Consider the following 25,819-nt stretch of genomic DNA (forward strand, 5'->3'; position numbering starts at 1 on the left):
CCGTTTGGCTTCCCTTTAACGTTCCCTATTGTATTTCGAAGCGGACTTTAAAGAGCTGATTTGCTCATCTTTGCTCTGAGGTTTGTGTTTCTTATCCACTAGATGCTGGATTGCCATTATCGGATGTTGGAGAAGCATCCGAGGGCCAGCGTAACGCATGACTTCGCGAATCTTTTCACGCCTATCCTTTTTATAACAATGGACGGTGCAATCCCCGCATACGGGTTTGTCTTCCCCAAACATACAGTTCTCTGCTCGCTTCTGGGAATACTCTAAGAGCTCCTGGCATTCAGGGCATAGTCCAGTCTCAATCTTATGGTTATCTTTGCAGTAGAGCTTAATCATGACCTCAACGGTCCTTTTTTCACGTTGTGCACGGGTGGTCTGAGCTATACTAACCCCTCCTCATATCGAAAGTATCTCTCAATAGGGTTAGTATACCATAGCAAGGCGTATCCTAAGAAATGAAAGCTGTTTTCCAAAGCAATACCTTGTATAGAGAAAAAGTCCTGTTTTTTAGCCCACTAGGCTTTGCCCGACCTTATAGATATCTCCGGCACCTAAGGTTAAGACAAGATCCTCAGGAGCTAGGGTCTGAGCAAGATAGTCCCTGATGCCGTCAAGTGAGCTAATATAGCGGGCATTACCTCCTTGCTGGCAAATCAAGTCAGCTAGGGAGGAAGCAGAGACAGTGTTGAGATTTTTTTCCCGCGCAGAGGCAAAGATGTCCGCAATGACTACTTCATCAGCGGCCTGGAAGGATTCGGAGAACTCCCGGAGGAGCTTTTCTGTACGACTATAGGTATGGGGCTGGAACACAGCTCGAATACGACGGTCCGGGAAGGAGAGTCTTGCACCCTCCAAAGTGGAGCGAATTTCAGTGGGGTGATGGGCATAATCATCGACGATCAGAGCGCCCGCATTCATGCCGATATGCTCAAAGCGGCGCTTAGTACCATTAAAGAGGCCCAACTTCTTTAATATCTGCTCCGGCGGAATTCCGATCTCGAGGCAGAGTGCGATGGCAGCCATGGCGTTCAAGATATTGTGCCTACCACTCACGTGGAGGTGTAGATCCCCAAGGTAGGCACCATGAGCCATGATTTTCATGGAGCTTCCGCCATCATGGAACTGGATATCCTTCGCGTAGATATCCGCTTCCTCGCTGAAGCCAAAGGTTATGATGGGTGCCTGGGAGTGAATGGACTCCCGGTGCGGATCCTCATGCCAAATAAAAACTTTGCCTTGGGGCGGAATTTTCAGGGCGATTTCCGAAAAAGCCAAGATAACATCATCTAAGTTATGAAAATAATCAGGGTGATCAAATTCGATATTGGTGATTATTAAGTACTCTGGAGAATAATTAAGGAAATGGCGACGATATTCACAGGATTCAGCCAAGAAAAAATCCCCTTGACCGGAATAAGCGTTACCACCGATGCTGGGAACATCGCTACCCACGACGATAGTGGGATCAATTCCGGACTGAAGCAGAGTCAGTCCGATCATGGCAGTGGTTGTAGTCTTACCATGAGTTCCTGAGACAGCTATGCCACGTTTTTTGGACATGAGTCTACCCAGAAATTGAGCATAAGAGTAAACAGGGATATTCAATTCCCTAGCGCGGGAAATTTCTTCATGGTTTTCATTATAGGCGGCTGAAGCCACAACCAAATCTGATTTTTCAACATTGGCGGCAGCAAAGGGAAGGACAGAAATATTGGCTCGCTCTAAGACCGCATCCGTGAAGAAGCGTTCGGAGACATCTGAACCCGTGATCTCTGCCCCTTCGATTTGAGCGGTAACTTGTGCTAAGGCACTCATGCCTGTTCCTTTAATCCCAACAAAATGAATATGTAACGGCAAGATACATCTTCCCTTCCAGTTTCGAACTCTACATTCCATTATACCCAATCGCGACAGAAAATGTATCATTTTATACACGGAAATTTTTGGCGAGTTTATAGATGCTTTAGGCCTACGGTTTTTTCTGTTCATAACCTGTAACCATGGACTGTAGATTGCATAGATCTTGCGTGACGCTGAGGTAGACGTGGAGAAGAATGGTGGAGGTCAAGTAGACCGCCCCCGTATATTTGACCATCCGCAGGACTTGAAGTCCTCCTAAGAGCTTTATAACCCAGTCGAGACGTTCCCCTGCCCAGTAGGAAGCCAGGGAGATGAAGACTAGAAAAGGAAAAAGGAGAAACCAGCTGCTAAAGATCATCTTTTGTCCCGGATTATACTGTCCATGGGGTGGAAGGCTCTGACGAAGATAAAAATAATAGGCAAAAACACTAGGGATAGTTTTAATATCCTGCCAAGAGAGAAGTAGGGTTTTATCCTTGCGCAGGACCATGTCCACCAAACGAAAGACAAAGAAGGCTGAAGCCAGCCAGCCAAAGCTCACGTGCACTACAAAAACCTTGCCGTAGGGGAGAGCAAGAAAGGGCAAGGGTTGATGAAGAATTAGGCCGGTAAGAATAATTCCAGTAAGGGAAAAGGCAAATCCCCAATGAAAAATCCGTACAGTGACTGGAAACCCCATGATTAGAGCATCTATCAGCTTTCCTTTGCGTAATTCTTTAAGGACAGGTGTACGAAGCTGAGGTTGAGAGGCATGATGTTTTTTATTATTCAAGTGCTTGACCTCCGGGCTGTTATACTCGAACGTTGAGGGTGTGCAGACGCTCGCCATCGATTAAATGGACACTACAGGAGAAGCAAGGATCAAAGGAACGAATGACTCTCCCAGCCTCTTTTAATTCCGGATGTTCAATCTTGAGCCCGCGAATGGATAATTCTCCGACACTGCAATTTCCTGCTTCATCTCGGGAACTAAAGTTCCAAGCAGAGGGCGTGATGATTTGGTAATGTTTGACGCGTCCTTTTTCGATTTTTACCCAATGACCCAAGGAGCCTCTCATCGCTTCGACATAGCCAATACCCATTCCCGATTCCTGCTCTACTTTGGTGTTTAGGGTCTCAGCACCGGGAACTAAGCGTTCTAGCCAGATCATCGCTGCCTCAGCGATCTTCTTGGCCTCCATGGCCCGAGACCAATGACGTCCAATGGCCCCATAACCGATGATTTTTTCCTTAGCCACGACGGCACGAGCTAAGGGGCCTACCTCTAGAGCATGTCCTTGGTAACGAGGCGCTTTAATCCAAGTGTAACCATGAGGCTGATTCTTGTCGGGTACGGTTTTTTCCTGCCAAGGATGCACAGGTCCGGTTTGTTTATACCAGGCTGTCGTCACTTCTTCTGTAATAAAATGATCTTCGAAGGGGTGATGGTTATCTTGAAGGACGATCCCGTGGGGGAACAAGGTACTACCATCAGGCTGTGTGTAGCCACCTACTGAGAGGAAGTTGCCGTTTCCTTTGCCTAAATGAACATATTCTGAATAACGCTCGGCCAAAAATTCCACATCCGGAATCATTACATCCTAGATTCTACGTCAGTACTTCAAAAAGCATAATCAAAGCCTTGATAAATATGCGTTCCTTCGAAATTCAGCTTTCACCCATTGGGTGAAAGAAAAGTGCTCAAAAATATGTTAAATTATCAGCTTTTATGACTCGATATATGGTAAAATAATAGTAAGAAAAGTAGTAAAAAGGGGTTCTAATTATGATTAATAAAATTGATTTCAAAGCTAAGAATCTAACATCAAATGCAGGTCTTTTTCTGCTCCTTGAGAATGCAAAAAGCAATGGGATTTTTGATTTTATTGAAAATGACCTCGTATTTGATAATGACTCAACAAATAAAATCAAGATGAATCATATAAAGACCATGCTCTGCGGTCACTTCATTGGCATTGATAAGTTAGAACGTCTAAAGCTACTTCAAAATGATCCCCTCGTCAACGAGTTTGATATTTCCGTAAAAGAACCTGAAACAGTGTCACGGTTTCTAGGAAACTTCAACTTCAAGACAACCCAAATGTTTAGAGACATTAATTTTAAAGTCTTTAAAAAACTGCTCACTAAAAGTAAATTGACATCCATTACGATTGATATTGATAGTAGTGTAATTAACGTAGAAGGTCATCAAGAAGGTGCGTCAAAAGGATATAATCCTAAGAAACTGGGAAACCGATGCTACAATATCCAATTTGCATTTTGCGACGAATTAAAAGCATATGTTACCGGATTTGTAAGAAGTGGCAATACTTACACTGCAAACGGTGCTGCGGAAATGATCAAAGAAATTGTTGCTAACATCAAATCAGACGATTTAGAAATTTTATTTCGAATGGATAGTGGCTACTTTGATGAAAAAATTATCGAAACGATAGAATCTCTTGGATGCAAATATTTAATTAAAGCCAAAAGTTATTCTACACTCACCTCACAAGCAACGAATTCATCAATTGTATTCGTTAAAGGAGAAGAAGGTAGAGAAACTACAGAACTGTATACAAAATTAGTTAAATGGGAAAAAGACAGAAGATTTGTCGTATCTCGCGTACTGAAACCAGAAAAAGAAAGAGCACAATTATCACTTTTAGAAGGTTCCGAATACGACTACTTTTTCTTTGTAACAAATACTACCTTGCTTTCTGAAAAAGTAGTTATATACTATGAAAAGCGTGGTAATGCTGAAAACTATATCAAAGAAGCCAAATACGACATGGCGGTGGGTCATCTCTTGCTAAAGTCATTTTGGGCGAATGAAGCCGTGTTTCAAATGATGATGCTTTCATATAACCTATTTTTGTTGTTCAAGTTTGATTCCTTGGACTCTTCAGAATACAGACAGCAAATAAAGACCTTTCGTTTGAAGTATGTATTTCTTGCAGCAAAAATAATCAAAACCGCAAGATATGTAATCATGAAGTTGTCGGAAAACTATCCGTACAAGGGAGTGTATGAAAAATGTCTGGTATAATAAGAATATCATCAATAAAATTGAGTGTTGCTCTGTGGATAACTTGCAGAGTTTATTAAGTATCATTGCAGCAAAGATGAAATCAATGATTTATCAAAAATGATTGAAAGGTGGTTGTAAATAATGTTACAATGTGTGAGAAGCAGTCTAAATTCTTCGTGAAATAGTGATTTTTGAAGCTAATAAAAAACACACGTGGAATTTAGGTACATTATTAATAAACTCGAGGATAGTGATAAGATAACCGCGATAGCGGTTGATTTTATCGGCATCCACGTGCATGGTACACCCTCCGGGTACAATCCCGTGCCCATGGGGAGCCTTGCCCCCGAAAACTCCGAACGCCGCATGTGCATACCGAGAAACTTCGATGGCTTGGAAATAATGATCAGTCATACGTTGATCTTCTTGGGGAGTAAGGCGAATATCTCCCTCCAAATGAGGTAGGAAGGGGGGGATGTCGGGGCCTTTGAAATAATCAGGCATGCTCAGAAGGTAGAAATGACGGAGATGATTCTGCAGGAAATCACTACCCATAATAAGATTGCGGAGGACCAATCCGTTCGGTGGAACGGCCATCCCCAGGGCTTGCTCCACTGCATAAGACGCCGCCACCCCATGAACTGAGGAGCAGATGCCGCAGATGCGCTGCGTATAATAAGGCATATCAAAAGCGGATCGACCTTCGAGAATTTGCTCAAAGCCTCGGTAGAGGGTATCCGCGATCAAGGCGTCTTGGATCACTCCGTTTTCTAGATGGGCCTCTACCAACATCGGATTGTGGATTCGGGTAAACGGAAAAACAACCTTCTTCTCCAGTAAGCTCACTCCTCGTTCACTTGTAAAATCAACCGCCCATGTCGATTGGCGGCATCACTTTTGGTCATTGCTGAGATTTCTTGGGCCGATAGGTATGATACGTCTTGGCTTTCTTCAGCTGGATCTTTTTCTTCACCTGGTTCGTCGATTGAATTAGATTCCGATGAAGACGTCCTTTATAAAGTGAGCTTAGAAAATGTCCGCCAATCCCTAGGGTAGCTAAGCCTAAGACCCCTCTACCGATTCGATCGGTTGTTTCGCGGGTTCCTCCGGGGAAGGTGATGTCGGAAAAATGATTGGTAAAAGGCTCCATAAGATCAGGAAACCCGGGCTCGGTGCAGCCGATGCAGGGAGAGTTACAGCCGATTGGCCAGTTGTAGCGGTCGTTCCAGCGACGGATAGGGCAGTCGGCATAGGTGACGGGTCCTTTGCAGCCTACGCGGTAAAGACATTCCTTCTGACCGATATCTGTAGCAAAGATACCTTGGTCGTAGTAACGACGTCGCGGGCAGTTGTTATGAATGGTTTCTCCGTAAAACATTTTGGGACGGCCGAATTTTTCTAGTTCAGGCTCCCCATATAGAGCCAAATGCAGAAGGGTACCCATAATCCAATCCGGATGGGCAGGGCAACCGGAGACATTGATAATTCGGCGTTCGGGGAGGATCGTTTGTGTACCGGTACTCTGGGACGGGTTAGGATACCCAGAGGCAGGCCCCCCATAAGTAGCACAATTACCTATGGCCACGATATATTTAGCTTTTAAACCCAGCCTACGAACCAGGTCCAGGCCTGTGACCATTTGGCCGTTTTCGAGGCCGGCGTAATTATAATGACCATTATCTCTACGCGCGATAGATCCTTGGACAATAAGTATGAATTCATGGGCTAGAGTTTCTTCCATATCCAATAAGACCTTATAGGCTGACTCCCCTTGGGTTTGCATCATGGTCCAGTCATAACGCCATTCAGTGATGTTGGTAAAAATATCGGATAGTGTCGGTGTCCAAATATTATCTAAAGAGATACTATCTCCGGTACAGGTTCCCGTCTCTACCATCAGAATGGGTAGCTTCTTTTAATATCTCCTTGAGCTAAGGCTTTTTCTAATTCGGGGGTTACTAAGCTGATAAAGTTGCCAAGAATGGCTCCTTTGACGACCAGCTTAAGAAATTCTCGACGGTTCAGCACATCATAACCCTCCTTAAAGGAATATTTTCCCCCAAAGAAGGGCTAATCATTCAAAAAACAAGAAGTGGAGTTATGAAAAATCATAACTCCACTTCTTGTTTGGGTAACGAAGTAGACTGGTCACAAATTCCTGCGTCCAGGAATTTATTACGCAACATCAGGGAAACGCGGCATTTCTCCTGACTATGACAAAATATCATGGAACATGTCTAATATCAAGGAACAATTTTATCTACCATAGGAAAATAGTACCGAAATTCATTCAAGTATGAGAAAGAACTTGCTTTTTTGCCCTTTTTCTTTTTGTTTGGGTATTTTCCTTTTTCGGCTGCACTGTTCCAATAATTTTCCCTCTTCTACGGACAATGACCCAATGCTTGATACTTTCATATAATGCTAGAGTGGTAGAAATAAGGTATGAATATTCGATTCTATGACTTAGGAGGTTAAAGGATGAACTTTCGGTTTTTCCCTTTTGCACAAAGAATGAACTATGGCCATCTTTTTCTTGGTCTAGATACTCAAGTCCCCCTAGCTTCGGGAAGTTCAATTACAGGAATTAACTTTGATAACGGGGCGACCACCCCGCCGCTCCGATCCGTCATGGAAGAAATTAATCGCTTTGCTCCCATGTATGGATCAGTTCATCGAGGAGCAGGGTATAAATCCGTTGTATCCTCCCAGATTTATGAGCAAGCCCGGACAGAAGTTCTCAAGTTTGTCGGTGGAGATCCTCGAACCGATGTTGTGATCTTCGTTAAAAATGCTTCCGAGGCACTTAATAAGTTAGCCAATCGTTTATACCATAAGCATAAGCGGGAAGTCGTTTTGACGACTTGGATGGAACACCACTCCAACCTTCTGCCATGGCGGGAAAAATTTTCTGTCGACTACATAGAGGTTGATGAACAAGGTCGCCTGCGCTTGGACGATCTTGTGGCCAAACTAGAGCGCTACCAAGGGGCTGTCAAGCTGGTGACGGTCACCGGAGCTTCCAATGTGACAGGCCATCGGAATCCCATCTATAAGATTGCCGAGCTAGCCCATCGTTATGGAGCGAAGATCTGTGTGGATGGAGCCCAGCTGGTTCCCCATGCTCCTGTCGATATGCGTCCAAGCCATTCCCCTGAGCATATTGATTTTTTAGCCTTCTCAGCCCATAAAATGTATGCGCCCTTCGGAACCGGAGTGTTGATTGGTCCCCGGGCTTTTTTTGAACAGGGTGCCCCAGATTATTCGGGCGGGGGAACAGCCCAACTGGTGACGCCTGACCGGATAATTTGGGAGGATGCGCCTCATAAAGAAGAAGCCGGAACGCCTAACCTGATGGGGGTCGTTGCCCTCGTTGCAGCAATCCGAACCCTAAGCGCTCTTGGTATGAAAAAGGTGCTACAGCATGAAGAAGAGTTATTGGGATACGCCTATGAACGTCTGCGCTGGATGGATGGCCTAACGTTCTATGGTGGAATCCCTCTTAATCAGCAACAGCTCTCACAAAGGATTGGAGTCATCCCTTTCAATGTAGAAGGATTATTTCATGAAGATGTGGCCGAGCTTCTCGCCCGCGAGGGAGGAATCGCCGTGCGGAATGGTTGTTTTTGTGCCCAACCCTATGTTCAGAGACTTCTGCATATCTCTAAGCAGGAGATGGAACAGCATATGGCCAATCCCTCCTTGCCTCATCCAGGAATGGTCAGAGTGAGCCTTGGCCTTTATAACACCAAAGAAGAAATTGATGTTTTTATTGATATATTAGGGCGAATTGTCAGTACTCGGTCAAGATCCTTACGCTCAGCGAAGATGGGATATTAACCCCTGACTAACATACAGAGGGCTGAATCGCCCTCTGTATGTTAGTGTTGCTCAATAGAGCTAGTATTAATTAGCTTGCGTGATTTCTAAAAAGTCTAGAACCTTCTTCGTTGCTAGTAGAAGCCCTATAGGAATGAGAATGGCCACAGTCACAGGTTGTGCAGCCCTGCAGGCAGTGGACATGCCCGCCATTAGGACAGGGTATACTCGGTCCTGTACACCCTCTATAATGATGAACATGACCATGATCACAGGTGGTTACACCTGCATAATAGTGGACGTGAGAATTGCCATAAGAGACAACTGGGCCGGTTATGCCACTCGTGCAGTGTATATGCGCATTCACACAAGAAGTCAGTGCACCATAGGAATGCACATGATTTGAATACATAAAATCGCCTCGCTTTGAATCAAGTATCGTTCAATACAGGATATGCTTTATAAGCGTGACTTGGGATAGTTAGGGATTGGCTTTCTTATACAATCCTATTCCGTGGAATAGATATAGTTTCAGTAATTTGTTATAACTTTTCACAAATCGTTCACAAACTAGCAACATATTGCTCACTTTTATGGGCTATTATATAATCATACCTTTTCCTTTTAGCCTCCTTTGAAGATATATATTTTCTTCCCCTGCCAGAAATGGCAGGGTCTTATTTTTTATGTACACGAGTGTATTGCACTCGAGTGTAGCATTACCTTGTGAAAATGAAAAGAATCCCCACATCTGGGGATTCCATTGCGCAAATCCAGAAGATAAAGCGCCAGTTATTGTATGGCTTTGATTGCTTTATTTCCTGACTCTTACAAAAAAGTATCATGGGACATGCGTAAAGTCAATGTTTTCAACAAAAATAGACATCAAAATATACGAATTTTCTCAAATAAGCAAAAATAGCGCTTATAATTGAGAATAGGTGGGTACCTGTTCAAGATGCCTTAAGACATCACTGAGCAACACAACTCAATCAATGACAGTTGACTTCCCTATTAAAATCAGGTAGAATTACAATCGTTAAAAAAATGCCAATGTGGCTCAGGGGTAGAGCAGCTCACTCGTAATGAGCAGGTCGTCGGTTCGATTCCGACCATTGGCTCCAGTAGGACTTAGACACCGCAAGAGATTGCGGTGTTTTTTATTATACTAGCACAAAGCACAGTAGATTCAATATGCGCAATAAGTAAGCTAAATAAACAAGGGCACCTTCGGGTGCCCATTGTACGTTAATTATTTATTATTTAGATCGTACATCAGAGTCATTAAAAAGAAAAGTGATTGAATAAAGACCGGCAAGGCCGACTAGAGAATAAATTATTCTGCTTAATCCAGAGGAAGGTCTTACTGTATCCCCTCCAAAAAGAGAAGTTACAAGATCCCACTGGAATACTCCAACTAGTAGCCAATTGAGGGCCCCAACTATCACGAGGATAAGAGCTGTTCTTGATAACCAATTCATTAATAAAGCCTCCTATTATAATTTATTAAAGTGATAATGATATTATTGGTAAATTCTACTAACTTTATACCTATTTATAAGGTCCAAATTTAAAAAGGTGTTTTTTTACGGCAAAGAGTTTACAAGTTATACAACTGCCCACTTAAAATACATATAAGCCGCCAAAAGTATCAGTTTTGGCGGCTTGGTTTATCTATCTATCTATCTATTTGTTTTATCGCTGTTACGGCTACTGGCTCCGGAATAACCACGTGCACCTGCCGAGTTACTACGAGAATTTCCTTTGCCTTGTCTGCCGCGATAGTTTCCACCGGGTCCGCCATCGCGATAATTTCCGCGTCGACCATACCCACCTTGATCGGGACGTCCTTGATTACCTTTTACTCGTAAGGGAGCGACTCCTGTCAATTCGGTTACAGCCTGAACAGGTTCCTTTGTCATTATTTTTAAGGCTGCCGATAATAAGGTTACTGAATCGGTATCTTCCAATAAATTTTCAGCTAGGTGTTTGTAATTCTGGAGGTCTTCCTCAGCTATGACGCGTAGCATTTTTTCTATGGCAACCCGTTGTTGAACCTCGATAGCTTCGATCATAGTAGGAATATTTTTGCGCGTTATTTTACGTTTAGTAAGCTGTTCAATCAGCCTTAGATGACCTATCTCCCGTGGGGTGACAAAGGTTACAGCTAGGCCTGTTTTTCCCGCTCTGCCTGTACGACCAATTCGATGCACATAGCTTTCTGGATCTTGAGGAATATCGAAATTATAGACATGAGTTACTCCGCTAATATCCAATCCCCTCGCCGCAACATCCGTTGCCACTAAGACTTCGATGGATCCCTCCTTGAACTGTCTCATGACGCTATCCCGTTTGCTCTGGGATAAATCTCCATGAATGCCTTCCGCTGAATAGCCCCGTTTGTTTAAGGCTTCGGAAAGCTCATCAACTCTACTTTTTGTCCGTCCAAAAACAATGGCTAAATCAGGAGATTGAATATCTAACAAACGACAAAGAACATCAAATTTCATCTTTTCCGGTACTTCAAGGTAATCTTGTTCGATGTTCGCAACCGTAACCTCTTTGCCCTTTATGCTGATGAGCTCTGGATCTTTCATAAATTTTTGGGCGAGATTTTGGATTTGCCTTGGCATGGTCGCTGAAAACAGCAAGGTTTGTCGTGCTTCTGGGATTTCCTGAAGTATGGTTTCAATATCTTCTACGAAACCCATGTTTAGCATTTCGTCGGCCTCATCCAAAATAACCATATTGATATTTTGCAGGCGAATGGTGCGTCTGCGCATATGATCCATGAGGCGACCCGGCGTCGCTACGATGATATGGGGTCTTTTTTTAAGCGCCCTAATCTGGCGGTCAATCTCTTGTCCACCGTATATCGGCAGGGTGCGGATTCCCTTAAACTGACCGATTTTATTGAGTTCTTCAGCGACCTGTACCGCTAATTCTCGAGTAGGTGTAAGTACGATTCCTTGAATATCTTCGGAGGTCTCGGCGATTTTCTGAATCAAAGGGATTCCAAAGGCCGCCGTTTTTCCCGTACCCGTTTGAGCTTGTCCGATGACATCCTTGCCTTCTAAGGCAAGGGGTATTGTTTGTTCTTGAATCGGGGTGGCTTCTTCGAAACCCATATTGAGCACAGATTTAATTAGAGGTTCTGATAAACCAAGTTCTTTAAAGGTTGACATGATAATTTTAATCTCCTTTTTATATCTATATTGATGTAGTTTTCCAATTCGACCAAGATTTAATACAAGGCCTTATCTAAAATAGTATACCACAAGGGGTGCCAAGAGATATGTATTAGCCATTTACCGCTCTTGGAAAACCTTCAACTCCGCATTTAATCGTGTGGCTTCCCTATAATCGATAGCATAGGAAAAGAAGTGAACCACAAGAAAGACAGCAAATACAGCTCCGGCAACAGCAAACATCATTGGTCCATACATGATGTCCATTAAGTAACCAAAGGACAGGATCATTGCTTCTAGGACAGAGAGTTGCAGAATCTTTCGGATAATCATCTGCCTAATTGTAAGTTCCCTTTTCGAATAGGTCGCGAAAGAAGGGACCACCCCAATTAAACCAAAAATAAATGGTGAAAAATAGGCGTCATAGCCAAAACGTCGATCCGGCTCATAGATTAGGCCGAGGACAGCAATGACGAGGGTGACGCAAGTCACGATGATAAAAAAGCTCATCAGACTTTTTTTGAAAAATTCACTGAAGCTCATGCTAACACCCTTTTAACCTTTCCTTGAGTTGGGGAACATATTGCCTTGAGATAATCACCGATTCTTCGTTGGTCAGTTTCGCTAGAAAGCGACCATTAAGGGCGGGCTTGATGGAGTGAACCTTCATCAGATTCACGATGACTGACTTAGAACAACGAAAGAAGTGGCATTCTTCATAGCCGGACTCCAATTCATATAACTTACTTTTAAGCTCATAAACCTTGCTTTCTAAATAAGCAAACACCTTGTTGTCCACGGCTTCGATATAATATATATCCTTCAAGGAGATATAGAAGATTTGCGAACCTTGGAAGGCTTCCATTGAAATTTCCCTAGATTTAAGAAAATCCACAATCTCACTAATACTGGCAGTGACTTCATGGCATTGGATTAAAACCTGTTCTTCTTCTGTCTCGTCGATAGTTTCCACATTGATCTTCATGGGGAAAGCAACCTCATTCCTTAGCCATCTTGTTGTAGAGAAGAAAGTGGAAGCCGCCTGAACATGTGGCTTGTCAATAAACTGCTTTGATCTTAAGGCCCCCTGAGTCCTTGAGGTAATAATCAAAGTAATTGAGCACAACCTCATTCATCGTCTCAAGACAATAGCGGCTGTCTATATTTCCGGTACCTAACATCCCAGCCAATACCGGTGAAAATAAGGGCAGATCCGTAAAGTTTAAATGTCCGGCTCCTACGAAAACCACTTGGCGAGCATCAACAGCATGCTTGGTTGCCTTCATATTACCATAGTTTTCCCCCGCTGCGGACGCCTCAGCAAAATGTTCTTCATTGAAAATATCCAAGAGAGGGGTGGGATAAGGCTCTTGATTTAAGATTACTTGGTTATCAACATAATCGATTTCTTCACCAAGCATGGTTCCATCCAAGACGATTACGGCATCAATATCCATGCGCTTTCTTCCTAAGTCAGCAGCGGTGGCACCTCCTAAGGAATGGCCTAAGAGGCCGATGCGTTCAGGGTCAATGATAGTGTAGACCTCTGATGCCCTTTCTTTTTTTACATTTTCGAGGATGGCATTCAAGACCAGATTCATATCCTCACTTCTTAGTTTCAACCATCGATGGGTGAGTTCATAGGTCTCTTGCTCATTGTACTTACCCGTTTGGGATTGGATAGCGATAGCATCATTCATGAAGTTAGTATCAACAAAGATCATTTTGTCATCCGTTTGTTTTGTAAAAAAGGCGTGATAGGTATGATCGATACTGCCGACCACATAGCCATGGCTGGCCAGTTCCATAAAGGTGGAATAATTGCTGCCGCGAAAACCAAAAGAGCCGTGGGAAAAGAGGATCAAAGGATAGGTTTCGTTCTCTTGCTGTTTTTCCGGATACCAAAACTGGATGGTTACGTTCCGATAACTACCAGTATCGTCATAGCTTTCAATTCGGGTGGGGTCTGTCAGGGTATGGCTTTCTGTTTGCACTGGGTAAGTTCCTGTAACCGGGAGTGCTTCAAATTGTGGAAAGATTAGAGCGGGTACAAGTACGACGGTTAGGAAGAGGCAGTGTCCTAAGGATATTAGGATGGCGCGTTTTATTTTCAAAGGCTTTTCAGGTGTTGGGCTATTTCTCACAAGGTAAAATCCACTTAACACAGCCTCGATGAGTAATACCAAAAAAAGAGGAATCCATTGAAAACCCCATTGGATGACTTGGAAGACGAGGAGTAGGGCAAAAAGGCCAAAGGTGGCAAGGCGGACAATAGGCTTGAATCGGTTTTGCATTACGTTTGTTTTTAGAGAATAAATTACTAAGCCAACTTCAATTCCCAGAACTAAGAGCAAAATGATAGTACTCATCATTAAAGTACCCTCCCATAATTTAGATTCTACAAGGAGAATAATCCTAATCTTGGGATCCATCAATAGGTCAGGAGGTAGGTTGCAGAAACCAAAGGTAAGTTGCACAAAAGAAAAAGGCCAAGAAAATTCTTGGCTTTTTCTCGAATCAGAAAAGGTTAAGCGAACTAGCCTAGCAGCAATTCACTGAGGAGACTTCTAAGAGCACCTAGCACAATTCTTAGTGCTAAGAGAATAGCCACACTAGCAGCAATGACGGTTGAAAGGGGGATGGCTTCCATATTGATATCAAACATTACTTCACCACCTTTTTGGATTCTCATGATTCACGAGAAGAAGATAGCCTTGTCTGCTATAACTTATTCACGTTGTCCAAAGGTTGTGAGTCAAAAGCTAGATAAACAACTGGATTTGAGACTCTAGGGCCTCCTGTAGAAAATCAGTGGCGGTTATGATCTGCACTTCAGAGAGTAATTCTTCTTGCTTAAAGCCCATCACATCCACGGAGAGCTTGCAAACATAGAATTTTACACCCTTTTTCCGTGCTCCATTGAGGAAGGCTGTGAGAGGTGGAGTGTCATCGTCCTCCATCATTTCTTTAAGCATGGCTTTACCCAGCCCTGCCATATTCATGCGGGAGAGGGGTAACTCTTCGATTCCCTTGGGAGTGACGAGGCCAAACATCTGCTCAAAAAGGGTTTTATCCTCAAAGGTCATTTTGTCAGGATCCCGTACTAGGGTCAGTCCCCAAAAAGCAAAAAACATGGTGACCTCCAGGCCCATCTCTCGCCCGGCATTGGCAAGAACCAAACCTGCGAGTGCCTTGTCATAATCACCGCTGAACATCAGCAGGGTCATTTTCTTATTTTTAGCTAGGTTCGTGCTCAAATCTCCTGAGTTCGTTTTTTGCTCTTTGACTTGGCCAGTTTGCGTGGCCTTTTTTTGTTGTGCATTCATATTCTCGGCCTCCATGTCGATTGCAAATTGAGCATGATATCAAAAGTGAACACTGGACTACCCGTCCTGTCGCCTGCCTCGATAGGGGTGGGGCGTCAAAGGGCGGTTAACTCCCATTATGGACTCGACTTCGTTTAAAAGTCCCGCTGGAAGATTGCGGCTGACTCCCCGCCCAGCAACTCTTCCACGCTATCGATGCCTAGTTGTTGAAGCAGCCCAAGAACATACTGGTTATCTGCCGGAGTAGGGGCCTCAGCTTCTGCCCCGTAATTGTTTACAAATGCCGTACCTTTATCTACCTGGAGCAAAGCTTTGGGGCCACCGACGCAGCCACCAACACAGCCCATTCCTTCGTAAAAGTTAGCTTTAATATCATCGTTCATAAGGTCACTGAGCATGGCCTTGCATTCTTTGATTCCGTCCGCCTGGATCGATTTGATCTTCACCGGCTTATCCGGTCGAATCCGGTTTAAAGTATCGGAGATGGATTTCGATACCCCGCCAGTACGGGCATAAATCCTACCACTGGTCGAGGAGTGTTCGCTGGGGATATCCTCCATATCTTCAGGATGGATATCGGTAGCTTCGAAAATCTGCTTTAACTCATGAAAGGTGAGAACTGCATCGACAGCATCCCGAATATCCGGCTCCTTGGCTTCTGCCTTCTTAGCAATACAAGGACCGATAAATACAGTTTTAGCACAGGGATGCATACGTTTGATTCCACGTCCACAGGCAACCATAGGAGAAACGGAGGGTGAGATATGAGGAACGAGTTTATCATAAACCTTTTTGACCATACTTACCCAGATAGGGCAGCAGCAGCTGGTTAAAACGAAGTCCTTATCTGTTTTAACATGTTCATCAAACTCCAAGGCTTCTTTTAAACTTAAGACATCGGCAAAGAGTGCCACTTCGACCATTCCGTAAAAGCCCAGATGCTTCAGGGCCGCACGAAGCTTACCCATTGTAACTTCACTGCCGAATTGCCCAATAATGGCGGGAGCGACCATGGCAAAGACGGGTACTTCCTTCCCTTGCAATAGCTCCACAAGAGGAATAAATTCTTTTTTATCCACTAAACTATCGAGGGAACAGGTCTCAATACATTCGCCACAATGGGTACAGTTACGATCTTGGATAACCACATGGCCTTCCATATCACGGACCACCGCATCAAAGAGACAGGCGGCCTCGCAATTGTGATTTTCATCATCGCTTCCCTTATCACATGACTTAACCTGAAATACAACCTTGTCGGGGTCGCCTTTTCCTAAGGCATACTGGATATACTGTTTAGTATGCTCATCCCCAGTAGACTCTATGGCATCGATTTCCTCTTGAAGATTTCCCTGATAAGAGGCTTTGACCAAGCGGCCGAATATTTCTTCATAAGTTAGATGACTCATCATTTGCCCTCCCTTTTCATAGAAGACTCGGCTTTGTTAGGCCTCATGTCAATACATGGAAAGGCGAAGTCGTTGTTTGCCTTTGTACACCGTGAAAGCTAGCCTTTCCGATATGCTGACCGAAATTAGTATACCCCTAACCTGCTTTGCTCACTCCACTTTTACATAAATGGGCAATGCAATAACAATTACTAAGAGAAGAAGGCGAGAATTTTAGCTGGAAAAATTTTTATTTAGTTTTAGTGTTGAAAAAGTTTTTGCCTTATGCTATTATAAGTTCTGTCGCAAGACAAGCCGATGTAGCTCAATTGGTAGAGCAGCTGATTTGTAATCAGCAGGTTACAGGTTCGAGTCCTGCCATCGGCTCCATATGAAGTATAAGCCCGCAAGCAATTGCGGGCTTTTTGTTATACCTATTTTGCAAAGCAAGTGAAAAAAGATCTCCTGAGAGAAGCCGAAGCAACCACTCAGGAGACTAAAAACGAGAATAATCGTTATAACTGAAGGTCTAAGCGCTTCGCTGAGCTCGTGCCGCAGGATGGCTTTTCATGAAAAGCGCAATTATACCGGCGATGAGTGGTAGGACAAAGAGGGTGGAAATAGCCATTTGCAGTCCCCATAGATCGGCGATGCCTCCGATCAGAACCACTGCCAGCCCTCCGATTCCTCCAGCAAAGCCTAATGTCAAACCTGCTGCCATGGCCTTGTTATGAGGAATAACTTCCTGAGCTGCAACCACGGTCACAGAAAAGCTCGAAAGCAGAGAGGCCCCAGCTAAGGCGAGAAAGATAGTGCTCAATGTTCCCTCTGTAAAGAGGAAGGCAAAGAACAAAGGGGTTGCCAGGAAGAGAGAACCCACAATCAACGGCTTCCGACCAAACCGATCAGAGATAAAACCGCCAGTGATTCCACCCATCGCCCCAGCAGCCAGCATGATGGTGACCAAGTGGCTGGCTGCAATATTGGATAGGTTTTGGGATTTAAAATACAGAGGAAGCATAGTGAGCATTCCCGTATAAGCTAAAGAGCGTACAGCGATGACTCCGACGATCGCGATCAATTCTTTGGCAGCGGCTTTCAGGGATACCAGCAAAGCAGAAAATTCAGGCGGCTTTTGGGGAGAGAGATCGACTCGGGGAGCAAAGAAGAGCAGCAGCAAGGATACCATTACGCCGGGAATCACCATATAAAGGGTTCCCTGCAAGCCTTGGGCCTCGAATAAGGGCACTAAGAGCAGGGGGCTTAGAGCAAAACCAAAATTACCAAAGGCAATAAAGGCAGAAAGCAACACCGCTTTATATTCCCCGCTGAGTATATTGACCATGGTGGAGGCTTGGGGATGGAAAGCTGCCGTACCAAGTCCGGCCAGAGTCGCTAAGATGACGAGAAGGACATAATTCTCATGAACCACCCCCGTCAAGCTGAGCATGATGGCCATCCAAAGGGTTCCGACATAGAGAAACCAGCGTTTACCTCGGCGATCCAGATAGTAGCCGATAAAAGGTTGAACTAAGGAAGATGAGATGGTAAAGGAAGATACAAGGATGGCTGCTTGAGTTGCTGTAAAGTCCGGATGTAGAATAATGAGAAAGGGAAGCATCTGGGGAAGAAAGTTACTATAGAGATCATTAAGCATATGGGCTAGAGATAATACACCAATCTTAGAGTATTCAATCGGTTGTTTTTCAATCGATTGTTTTACTGTAACGGACATAAAGTTACCCCTCTCTATCAGTCCTTAGGCAAGATCTGATAGTTTCGTATTTCTTAATTTCTGTTCCATACTCATCTCTGCGGCGAGCATGACTTTCTTTATTGAGCAATCTGGGTTCGAGTTCAGACAGCAGTCAAACAAGGAGGTTTTCCCTTCGATAGCTTGAATGATATCCAAGAACGAAATCTCTTCCCAATGGGGACTTAGAGAATACCCACCATTAACTCCTGGTGAAGAGCGAATCATCCCTTCCTTAACCAGCTTGTTAAGTATTTTGGATAAGTAGGTCGGTGAAACACTTTGTTTTTCAGCTAATTCCTGAACCCCCATGTTTTTTTCTGAGCCGTTTTTGGCGAGAAATAAGATCGTGTGAAGAGCATAGTCCGTCGCCCGAGAATATTTCACAAAAAAACACCCTCCTAATTATAAACTTCGTGTATCCATGATATCCATAAATAGAATAGGTGTCAATCTTTTTTGTGACGTATTCATGAAGTGCAATCAATGAGGATAGAACTATGGCATAAAGATAAAATAGTATATAATAAGCGGCAAGTGTTTGATAGTGTCATAGGGATAAGCACAAAGATATAAGCACGAAGAGTGGAGCCTTAGGTAGGCATAGATAATAGAAGGATTGCTACAGGAAACGAGGATGATGGTTTTGGGCAGTTTGGGAACCTCGATTATAATCGTGATCATTCTAATCATGGCTAACGGTTTATTTGCCATGACAGAAATCGCCATTGTGACATCTAAAAAGAATAGGTTGGTGAGTGCCAAGGAAAAAGGAGATTCCCGAGCAGCCTATGCGTTAAAGCTGACGGAAGACCCGAATCAGTTGCTTTCAACCATTCAGATCGGCATTACTCTCATTGGGGTAATTACCGGGGCCTTTGGTGGTGCAACTATCGCTGGACAGCTGGCCGAATATGTGGATGATATTGCAGTTCTGGCACCGATAAGCTATCAGTTCAGCTTTTTTTTAGTGGTCGGGTTATCGACTTATTTATCTCTAATCATTGGTGAACTCGTCCCCAAGCGGATCGGTATGGGCAATCCGGAAAAAGTCGCCTGTAGGGTGGCTAAACCAATGTATTACTTTTCGAAATTTGGTCGCCCTCTAATCTGGTTTCTCAGCAAATCCACAGAACTCGTCTTGAAGCTCCTGCGCATTAAACCCAGTACAGAACCAAATGTGACCGAGGAAGAGATTACTTCACTCATCGAGCAAGGGGTATACAGCGGTGTGGTCGAAGAGATCGAACAGGACATGATGGAACAGATTTTTGATCTGGGAGATAGGCGTTTGGCCGATATTTTAACTCCCCGTACCCAAATAGTCTGGATTGATATAGAAGATTCCTTTGTGGATATTATTAGTCAAATGAATGAAAGTCCGCACTCTAAATTCCCCGTGGGGAAGGATAGCTTGGATGATTTTCAAGGGATACTCCATACCAAAGATGTTTTCGCCAAGATGGTATCCGGTGAAGACTTTGAGATTGCGGACTGCATTAAGGATACCTTAATTCATCCCGAGTCTATGAAGGTATTCCAAGCCTTAAAAACCTTTCAAGTAGCTGGTCGCCATGAAGCTATGGTTATCGATGAGTATGGTGGGATTGAGGGCTTTGTCACCCTTCACGACATCATGGAGAACATCATCGGCGATATGCCCTTAAGAGAAGAACAAACCGATCCGGAAATCATCGAGAAGGATGAACTTTCCTGGTTAGCTGATGGCCTAGTGGCTATCGATACCTTCAGACGTTACTTTGACTTAGAGGACGCAGACATGCCTTACACTGGGAGTTATCACACCTTAGGGGGTTTTATCACCAATCACATCGGGGATATACCGAAAGTGACAGAGAGGGTCATTGTCGGGAATCTGCGTTTGGAAGTTGTGGATATGGATCATGTGCGCGTGGACAAGGTGATGATTACGAAGGTCAATCGAGAGGAACCAGAGTTCCAGATCTAAAACTGAATCTTAACTCGAGGAGGTGCTGCCAGCGAACGTGTTCGTAGACAGCACCTCCTTTCTAGTGAGACCTATAAAGCAGCTGATTTATTATGCATAAGGTGGAAAAAGAAAACAACGAGTTATGGATTAAAGATTAAGGTAAGGATTTAAGGATTATGGATTAAAGGGATATGGAAAATGAAGGCGAATTAAAAAGGAAAACGCTGTAAAAATTGGTGGAGGTTCAACATGAAGAAGGGTTACTCCCCGCAACATATTCCTTTAACGTCCTTACTTGTTTTTCTCTTGTTGCTTTTTCTGTCATTATCCTTAGCAGGCTGCCAGAGTCAATCGTTCACCTCCTTAGCCCCAATTGGGCAAACTGGCAATCCTGTGCCAGCACTAGAACCTGATCCAGTCCCTGAGTCTATTACCCAGAAGGACACCATTACCTTGACAGCCTTAGGGGATATTCTGATGCATAATACCTTGACTTGGGCAGGTGGACAGCCTGATGGAAGTTATGCCTTTGACTTCTTTGGGGAAGTTCGGGACCTGATGGAGGAGGGGGATTATTGCACTACGAATTTAGAGACGGCTTTAGCCGGACCGGAAACGGGCTATACAGGATATCCACTTTTTAATAGTCCTGACCCTATCGTAGATCATCTCAAAGAATACGGAGTGGATGGAGTAGTCGCAACTAATAATCATCTTCTTGATCGGGGTTACCTAGGAGCTTTAAGGACTGTGAAAGTCATCGAAGAAGCGGGCCTAGATACTCTTGGTATTAAGAAAAGCGCTGAAGAATCCGGATTTTTGATCAAGGATATTCGTGGCACTCAGGTTGGTTATCTATCCTATACCTACGGAACCAATGGCCTAAGTCTCCCTGCCGAGCATTCTTACTTTATAAACATGCTGGAAAAAGAGCGCATTCTCCAAGATATTGATGCTCTTAGACCCCAAGTGGAGCTATTGATTCTAGTTCTGCATTGGGGAGTGGAATACAGCACAGAGCCTACAGCAGAACAGAGGAGCCTGGCCCGAGAGTTTTTGGAAGCAGGGGCCGATGCTATCGTAGGCAGCCATCCTCATGTCATTCAGCCTGTTGAGTATTTTACTATTAATGGCAAAAAGAAATTTGTAGCCTATTCCATTGGGAACTTTATTGGGGATCAACGGGGTCAAGAACGCAATAGCGGGGTTATTCTTCAACTGAAGTTTGGTGTTGAAAAAGTACTGCAGCCAAGCACAGCGGAATCTGTGGCATCACCCGAGGCAATGAAGACCAATGCTAGTTTGATTTCACACACCGTAGAACTTGACGAGGTCAAGCTTATTTCTACCTTCTCCCATAGCTATACCAAAGAAGGCAGGCAACACTTCCGTGTCATCCCCGTGGAAGAAACCGTCGAGAAGATCAAGGCCAATAAAGAAGAGATCTTAACCAGCGTCGATCTACCTCTTCTGGAAAACGTCCTAAAAACGACCCGTGATCGCCTGAGCCAACTCACAGCAAGCGAGACCTAGAAAATATTATTCGAAGATTTCGACACTCACCCTTTGGGATAAGAAGGAATTTTATAAGTAATCTAGAATATATCTTTTTATAACCTATAACATAGTATAAAAGTATCATGGAGATACTTCTTGTTCTGTAAGAACAACTAGTTTTATAAGATAACTAGGTTTATTAGTAGTGATAAATTCAAACGATGGATATGACCATGAAGGTCTTGCCTGAGGAAATGGGCGGATCTTCATGGTTTTATTTTTGGAGAGGGAGATGATTAGTATGCATATGGCTGATGCCTTGATTTCACCGGCAGTAGGGGTAACCATGTGGGCAGCGACCGCAGGTGTCGCCGCATACTCCATAAAGAAAATCCAAGACGATATGGATGAAAAGAAGATTCCTTTGATGGGGGTCATGGGGGCATTTGTTTTTGCTGCTCAGATGATTAACTTTACGATACCCGGAACAGGATCTAGCGGACATCTCGGTGGGGGGTTGTTACTGGCGATTCTTCTCGGGCCTTATGCTGGATTTTTGACAATGGCCGCGATTCTGACTATACAGGCCTTATTCTTTGCCGATGGAGGGCTTTTGGCATTAGGGGCGAATATATTTAATCTTGGCTTTTTTACATGCTTTGTAGTCTACCCTCTTATCTATAAACCGCTGATGGCCAAAGGATATAATTCGAAACGGATATTAGGTGCTGCTCTCTTGGCAGCAGTTATTGGTCTTCAGTTGGGTTCCTTGAGCGTTGTCCTTGAGACTCTTTTTTCAGGGAAGACCGAATTGCCTTTTAACACTTTCCTCCTACTTATGCAGCCCATCCACTTGGCAATTGGGATAGTTGAGGGTCTGGTGATAGCTGCAGTGGTTACTTTTGTCTGGAAGGAACGTCCAGAGATACTTGAGAATGCAAGATGGGGAGAAAGGCTAGGTAGCATCTCCTTGAAACGGGTCCTTACGGTTCTTGTCTTGGCTGCAGTCCTTACCGGTGGAGTGTTCTCTTGGTTTGCTTCGTCTAATCCTGATGGACTGGAATGGTCTATGCATAAAGCGGCAGGAGTGGAAGAGCTGGAGGCAACGGGGGGAATTCATCAAATGCTTGCTGATCTTCAAAGCAATATTGCTTTTTTACCGGATTATGGTTTCAGAGCTTCAGAGGAAGAAAGTGCACCAGCTACTGCCGAAGGCAGCGAAGTATGGCCTGCAGTCGATAGCGGCACGACCACAGCGGGAATCGTGGGAGCGGGCTTGACCCTTGTTTTGGCGGGTATAATCGGCTTTGTTGTAACATTACTAAAAAAAAGAAATTCTAGCCCAGCGAAATAATATCAACTCAATTGAGCAGTAGAAGATCGGAAATTACCCCTAGTCTTTGTGAGGTGTGGAGATTATGGCGAATATGATGGATACAGTCTTTGATATGCGGCTTTTGGATGATTTATCCGGCAAGGAAACGTTGATCCATAGAGTTCATCCTTTAGCAAAGCTTCTCACAACACTTCTCTTTATCGTTGTGGTTGTATCCTACGACCGCTATGAAATCTTTGGCCTTCTGCCCTTGGTTTTCTTTCCGGTGCTGGTAATGTCCTTGGGGGAGCTGCCTCTTGGCCCCATCATGAAGCGCATGCTCTTGGCGGCCCCCTTCGCTTTGGGAATAGGAGTACTCAACCCCTTTTTTGATCATCAGGTCTTTATGGTTGGTGGAATCACCCTGTCTAGAGGCTGGATCACCTTTTTATCAATTCTTATTAAATCTATCCTGACGGTAAGTGCAGCCCTTTTGCTGATAGCCACTACGGGGATGGATAAATTAGGATCTGCTTTGCGGTTGCTCAAGATCCCCAAATTGTTTGTCCTTCAGCTCCTTCTAACCTATCGCTATATCTCTGTCTTACTGGAAGAGGTTTCGACGATTTGGAGAGCTTATTCCTTACGGTCCCCTCAGCAGAAGGGGATTAATCACAAGGTTTGGGGGCCCTTAATCGGACAACTGTTACTACGGACCTATGAGAGGGCCCAGAGGGTCTATCAATCTATGTGTTTAAGAGGATTTACAGGGGAATATAATACGGGAGAGCAGCAGAAGCCTACGGGTAAGGATTTCATTTATGCGTTGAGCTGGGGTGCCTTTTTTATTCTTGCTAAAATGATCAATATTCCTCTGCTGATAGGTAACTTATTTTATTAATATGAGTGCGCACAGGTAGCACAGGATACATCGCTTCGCTTAGTATGACAGAGGTCCCAACTATTTGGCATACTGAAGGAAGACTGACGGATGGATATGTACAGGAGGAACCTTATGAGTCACCATATGACAGAAGTTAGAGATCTACAATTTATATACCCTGATGGGCATAAGGCGATCAAGCGGATGACCTTCACCATTCATCACGGGGAATCAGTAGGGATTATCGGAGCTAACGGTGCGGGGAAATCTACTTTACTTATGCTACTCATGGGAGTTTTGTTCCCTAGCCAAGGGGAAGTTCGGGTTGGGGAGGTTCTTGTCACAAAAAAAACCCTGCCCATAGTCCGCCAACGGATGGGGATGGTTTTTCAAAACCCTGATGATCAGCTGTTTATGAATACAGTCTATGAGGATGTGGCCTTTGGACCTCGCAATTATAAGCTGGATGAACAAGAAGTAGAGAAACGGGTCCTTCAAGCTTTAGAAATGGTCGGAATCTCTCATTTAAAGGATCGAGCTCCCTATAAATTATCCGGCGGCGAAAAACGGGCAGCTGCTATTGCCGCCGTGCTTTCTATGCAACCGGATATCTTAATTATGGATGAGCCCTCTTCAGCCCTAGATCCCAAATCCAGACGTAGGCTAATGAAGTTACTTCAGGGTTTTGAACATACCAAGATTATTACAAGTCACGATATCGACATGGTTTATGAATTATGTGACAGAATTATCGTCATTCATCAGGGTCAAGTTGCCGCTGACGGCCCGACCGCGGAAATCTTAACCAATGCGGAACTCCTGGATGCCTGCGGCTTAGAGATGCCCCTGTCTCTGCAGGGGTGCCCGGTCTGTGGATGTGGAAAAGGAAAGCAATAAAAAAATGACGTTTCCAAGAAGCGTTTTTTTATTACCCATGACTTCTTTCGCCGTAATAATACCAAACCAAAAGATGGAGCATAGGGAAAGCTGGAGCATAGAATATAAACGATCGAAGACCATGATTAAAGGAGGGATTGCTACGGGATATGAAGTTAGAGAACAGATATTGGTCAATAATCGACCGCAAGAACCTTTGCAGCCTCAAGGATTTGTGATTCATTCTACCGCTACTCCTGGGGCTACGGCTCAAAATGAGTTCAACTATTTCAACAGCGAATACCGGGCGGCCTCTGCCCACTACTTTGTGGACTGGAGTGAGATTATCCGAGCCATTCCGGAAAATGAAGTGGCTTGGCATGCGGGTCACACGGGCAATCACCGCTTTTTATCTGTGGAGATGAGCGAACCCCAAGGTTACGACACGGATAAATTTCATGAAGTCTGGAAACGCACCCTGTGGCTAGTTGCCGATGCGTGTGTCCGCTATGGTTGGACACAAAAAAATGTCTTCTCCCATCGGGATATATCCCTAAACTATGGAGAATCGAACCATACGGATCCTATCGATTATTTTAAGACGTACGGTTACACATGGGAGGATCTGTTAATGGCCCTCGAGGGGGAAATTGATGGACTACAGAAGAACAATGGAGGAGGAGATGACCAAGTGGATAACCTGATTTTAGTGGGTCGCGGTGCGGATGAGAGGGCTGCAGGCTATCTAGCAGATTACCTCCAGGCGCCTATTCTCTATTTAGATCGGCTAAGTAAGGGATACCTTGATGCAGCTAAGAAGATTTATGTGGTCGGTGGCAGTAGTAAGCCAGTGGAGCGTGCAATCCTGATTTCAGGTGGGGATCGCTATGCTACCTGCCAAAAAGTGCTTGATTTTATTCGTACAGGCAAGGTTTAGACAATGG

General features: G+C 44.2%; 23 protein-coding genes, 2 tRNA genes and 2 pseudogenes. 10 read left to right on the forward strand and 17 right to left on the reverse strand.

Annotation, left to right across the window (positions count from 1 at the left end; all coding sequences use genetic code 11):
* Positions 1–15: 15 nt before the first annotated feature.
* From DESDI_RS02810 to DESDI_RS02825, 4 genes are all read right to left on the reverse strand, one after another.
* On the reverse strand, positions 16–393 hold the full coding sequence (locus DESDI_RS02810; protein WP_015261122.1) for a nitrous oxide-stimulated promoter family protein: 378 nt from the start codon (positions 391–393) through the stop codon (positions 16–18).
* Positions 394–516: 123 nt separating this feature from the next.
* The gene (gene murC / locus DESDI_RS02815; RefSeq protein ID WP_015261123.1) at positions 517–1,866 is read right to left on the reverse strand and encodes a UDP-N-acetylmuramate--L-alanine ligase; all 1,350 of its coding nucleotides are present in this window, start codon (positions 1,864–1,866) and stop codon (positions 517–519) included.
* A 112-nt stretch (positions 1,867–1,978) separates the two neighbouring features.
* Positions 1,979–2,641 (reverse strand): cytochrome b/b6 domain-containing protein, encoded by a 663-nt coding sequence (locus tag DESDI_RS02820; RefSeq protein ID WP_015261124.1) that lies wholly within the window; start codon positions 2,639–2,641, stop codon positions 1,979–1,981.
* A gap of 19 nt (positions 2,642–2,660) precedes the next feature.
* Positions 2,661–3,443 (reverse strand): nickel-dependent hydrogenase large subunit, encoded by a 783-nt coding sequence (locus DESDI_RS02825; protein WP_242825432.1) that lies wholly within the window; start codon positions 3,441–3,443, stop codon positions 2,661–2,663.
* 191 nt (positions 3,444–3,634) lie between these two features.
* On the opposite strand from DESDI_RS02825, the gene DESDI_RS02830 reads away from it, so the two are divergent.
* Positions 3,635–4,897: an IS1380-like element ISEcp1 family transposase gene (locus DESDI_RS02830; RefSeq protein ID WP_000608644.1), complete on the forward strand. Its 1,263-nt coding sequence runs from the start codon at positions 3,635–3,637 to the stop codon at positions 4,895–4,897.
* Positions 4,898–5,104: 207 nt separating this feature from the next.
* Here DESDI_RS02830 and DESDI_RS02835 read toward each other — a convergent pair.
* Positions 5,105–5,725: pseudogene (locus tag DESDI_RS02835) on the reverse strand (nickel-dependent hydrogenase large subunit); the annotation flags it as partial.
* Positions 5,726–5,780: 55 nt separating this feature from the next.
* Positions 5,781–6,907: pseudogene (locus DESDI_RS02840) on the reverse strand (hydrogenase small subunit).
* Positions 6,908–7,360: 453 nt separating this feature from the next.
* Here DESDI_RS02840 and DESDI_RS02845 point away from each other — a divergent pair.
* Positions 7,361–8,719, forward strand: a complete 1,359-nt coding sequence (locus DESDI_RS02845) for an aminotransferase class V-fold PLP-dependent enzyme (protein WP_015261126.1) — start codon at positions 7,361–7,363, stop codon at positions 8,717–8,719.
* Between the two features lie 70 nt (positions 8,720–8,789).
* Here the strand turns inward: DESDI_RS02845 and DESDI_RS17510 are convergent, their stop codons facing one another.
* Positions 8,790–9,110, reverse strand: coding sequence for a YmaF family protein (locus tag DESDI_RS17510; protein ID WP_015261127.1), 321 nt, complete (start codon positions 9,108–9,110; stop codon positions 8,790–8,792).
* A 637-nt stretch (positions 9,111–9,747) separates the two neighbouring features.
* On the opposite strand from DESDI_RS17510, the gene DESDI_RS02855 reads away from it, so the two are divergent.
* A tRNA-Thr gene (locus DESDI_RS02855) sits at positions 9,748–9,822 on the forward strand.
* A gap of 135 nt (positions 9,823–9,957) precedes the next feature.
* On the opposite strand, the gene DESDI_RS02860 is transcribed toward DESDI_RS02855, so the two are convergent.
* The 8 genes from DESDI_RS02860 to DESDI_RS02890 all read right to left on the reverse strand — a co-directional run bounded on the left by DESDI_RS02860 (position 9,958) and on the right by DESDI_RS02890 (position 16,621).
* Positions 9,958–10,179, reverse strand: a complete 222-nt coding sequence (locus DESDI_RS02860; RefSeq protein WP_015261128.1) for a DUF378 domain-containing protein — start codon at positions 10,177–10,179, stop codon at positions 9,958–9,960.
* 201 nt (positions 10,180–10,380) lie between these two features.
* Positions 10,381–11,883 carry a degradosome RNA helicase CshA gene (gene cshA / locus DESDI_RS02865; protein WP_015261129.1) on the reverse strand — a complete coding sequence of 501 codons (1,503 nt, stop codon included), beginning with the start codon at positions 11,881–11,883 and terminating at the stop codon, positions 10,381–10,383.
* A 123-nt stretch (positions 11,884–12,006) separates the two neighbouring features.
* On the reverse strand, positions 12,007–12,396 hold the full coding sequence (locus DESDI_RS02870; RefSeq protein WP_172635877.1) for a hypothetical protein: 390 nt from the start codon (positions 12,394–12,396) through the stop codon (positions 12,007–12,009).
* 34 nt (positions 12,397–12,430) lie between these two features.
* Positions 12,431–12,871 (reverse strand): LytTR family DNA-binding domain-containing protein, encoded by a 441-nt coding sequence (locus DESDI_RS02875; protein ID WP_015261131.1) that lies wholly within the window; start codon positions 12,869–12,871, stop codon positions 12,431–12,433.
* A 73-nt stretch (positions 12,872–12,944) separates the two neighbouring features.
* On the reverse strand, positions 12,945–14,258 hold the full coding sequence (locus DESDI_RS02880) for an alpha/beta hydrolase family protein (protein ID WP_015261132.1): 1,314 nt from the start codon (positions 14,256–14,258) through the stop codon (positions 12,945–12,947).
* 164 nt (positions 14,259–14,422) lie between these two features.
* Positions 14,423–14,551 carry a hypothetical protein gene (locus tag DESDI_RS18370; RefSeq protein ID WP_015261133.1) on the reverse strand — a complete coding sequence of 43 codons (129 nt, stop codon included), beginning with the start codon at positions 14,549–14,551 and terminating at the stop codon, positions 14,423–14,425.
* Between the two features lie 97 nt (positions 14,552–14,648).
* The gene (locus DESDI_RS02885; protein ID WP_015261134.1) at positions 14,649–15,212 is read right to left on the reverse strand and encodes a DsrE/DsrF/DrsH-like family protein; all 564 of its coding nucleotides are present in this window, start codon (positions 15,210–15,212) and stop codon (positions 14,649–14,651) included.
* A 134-nt stretch (positions 15,213–15,346) separates the two neighbouring features.
* Complete coding sequence (locus DESDI_RS02890; protein WP_015261135.1) at positions 15,347–16,621, reverse strand: [Fe-Fe] hydrogenase large subunit C-terminal domain-containing protein; 1,275 nt, start codon at positions 16,619–16,621, stop codon at positions 15,347–15,349.
* A 293-nt stretch (positions 16,622–16,914) separates the two neighbouring features.
* Between DESDI_RS02890 and DESDI_RS02895 the strand changes: the two genes are divergently transcribed.
* A tRNA-Thr gene (locus tag DESDI_RS02895) sits at positions 16,915–16,990 on the forward strand.
* 139 nt (positions 16,991–17,129) lie between these two features.
* Here DESDI_RS02895 and DESDI_RS02900 read toward each other — a convergent pair.
* Complete coding sequence (locus tag DESDI_RS02900) at positions 17,130–18,335, reverse strand: MFS transporter (RefSeq protein WP_015261136.1); 1,206 nt, start codon at positions 18,333–18,335, stop codon at positions 17,130–17,132.
* Positions 18,336–18,359: 24 nt separating this feature from the next.
* A complete protein-coding gene (locus DESDI_RS02905; protein WP_015261137.1) occupies positions 18,360–18,740 on the reverse strand; it encodes an RrF2 family transcriptional regulator in 381 nt (126 codons plus the stop codon).
* Positions 18,741–18,993: 253 nt separating this feature from the next.
* Between DESDI_RS02905 and DESDI_RS02910 the strand changes: the two genes are divergently transcribed.
* The 6 genes from DESDI_RS02910 to DESDI_RS02935 all read left to right on the forward strand — a co-directional run bounded on the left by DESDI_RS02910 (position 18,994) and on the right by DESDI_RS02935 (position 25,812).
* The gene (locus DESDI_RS02910; RefSeq protein ID WP_172635922.1) at positions 18,994–20,322 is read left to right on the forward strand and encodes a hemolysin family protein; all 1,329 of its coding nucleotides are present in this window, start codon (positions 18,994–18,996) and stop codon (positions 20,320–20,322) included.
* A gap of 231 nt (positions 20,323–20,553) precedes the next feature.
* On the forward strand, positions 20,554–21,837 hold the full coding sequence (locus DESDI_RS02915) for a CapA family protein (RefSeq protein ID WP_015261139.1): 1,284 nt from the start codon (positions 20,554–20,556) through the stop codon (positions 21,835–21,837).
* A gap of 265 nt (positions 21,838–22,102) precedes the next feature.
* Positions 22,103–23,155 carry an energy-coupling factor ABC transporter permease gene (locus DESDI_RS02920; protein ID WP_041219234.1) on the forward strand — a complete coding sequence of 351 codons (1,053 nt, stop codon included), beginning with the start codon at positions 22,103–22,105 and terminating at the stop codon, positions 23,153–23,155.
* 64 nt (positions 23,156–23,219) lie between these two features.
* Positions 23,220–24,017, forward strand: coding sequence for a cobalt ECF transporter T component CbiQ (cbiQ, locus tag DESDI_RS02925; protein WP_015261141.1), 798 nt, complete (start codon positions 23,220–23,222; stop codon positions 24,015–24,017).
* A 114-nt stretch (positions 24,018–24,131) separates the two neighbouring features.
* Positions 24,132–24,896: an energy-coupling factor ABC transporter ATP-binding protein gene (locus tag DESDI_RS02930; RefSeq protein ID WP_015261142.1), complete on the forward strand. Its 765-nt coding sequence runs from the start codon at positions 24,132–24,134 to the stop codon at positions 24,894–24,896.
* A 121-nt stretch (positions 24,897–25,017) separates the two neighbouring features.
* Positions 25,018–25,812: a peptidoglycan recognition protein family protein gene (locus DESDI_RS02935; protein WP_041219665.1), complete on the forward strand. Its 795-nt coding sequence runs from the start codon at positions 25,018–25,020 to the stop codon at positions 25,810–25,812.
* Positions 25,813–25,819 lie beyond the last annotated feature (7 nt).

It is taken from the genome of Desulfitobacterium dichloroeliminans LMG P-21439 (assembly GCF_000243135.2).
GTDB lineage: Bacteria > Bacillota > Desulfitobacteriia > Desulfitobacteriales > Desulfitobacteriaceae > Desulfitobacterium > Desulfitobacterium dichloroeliminans.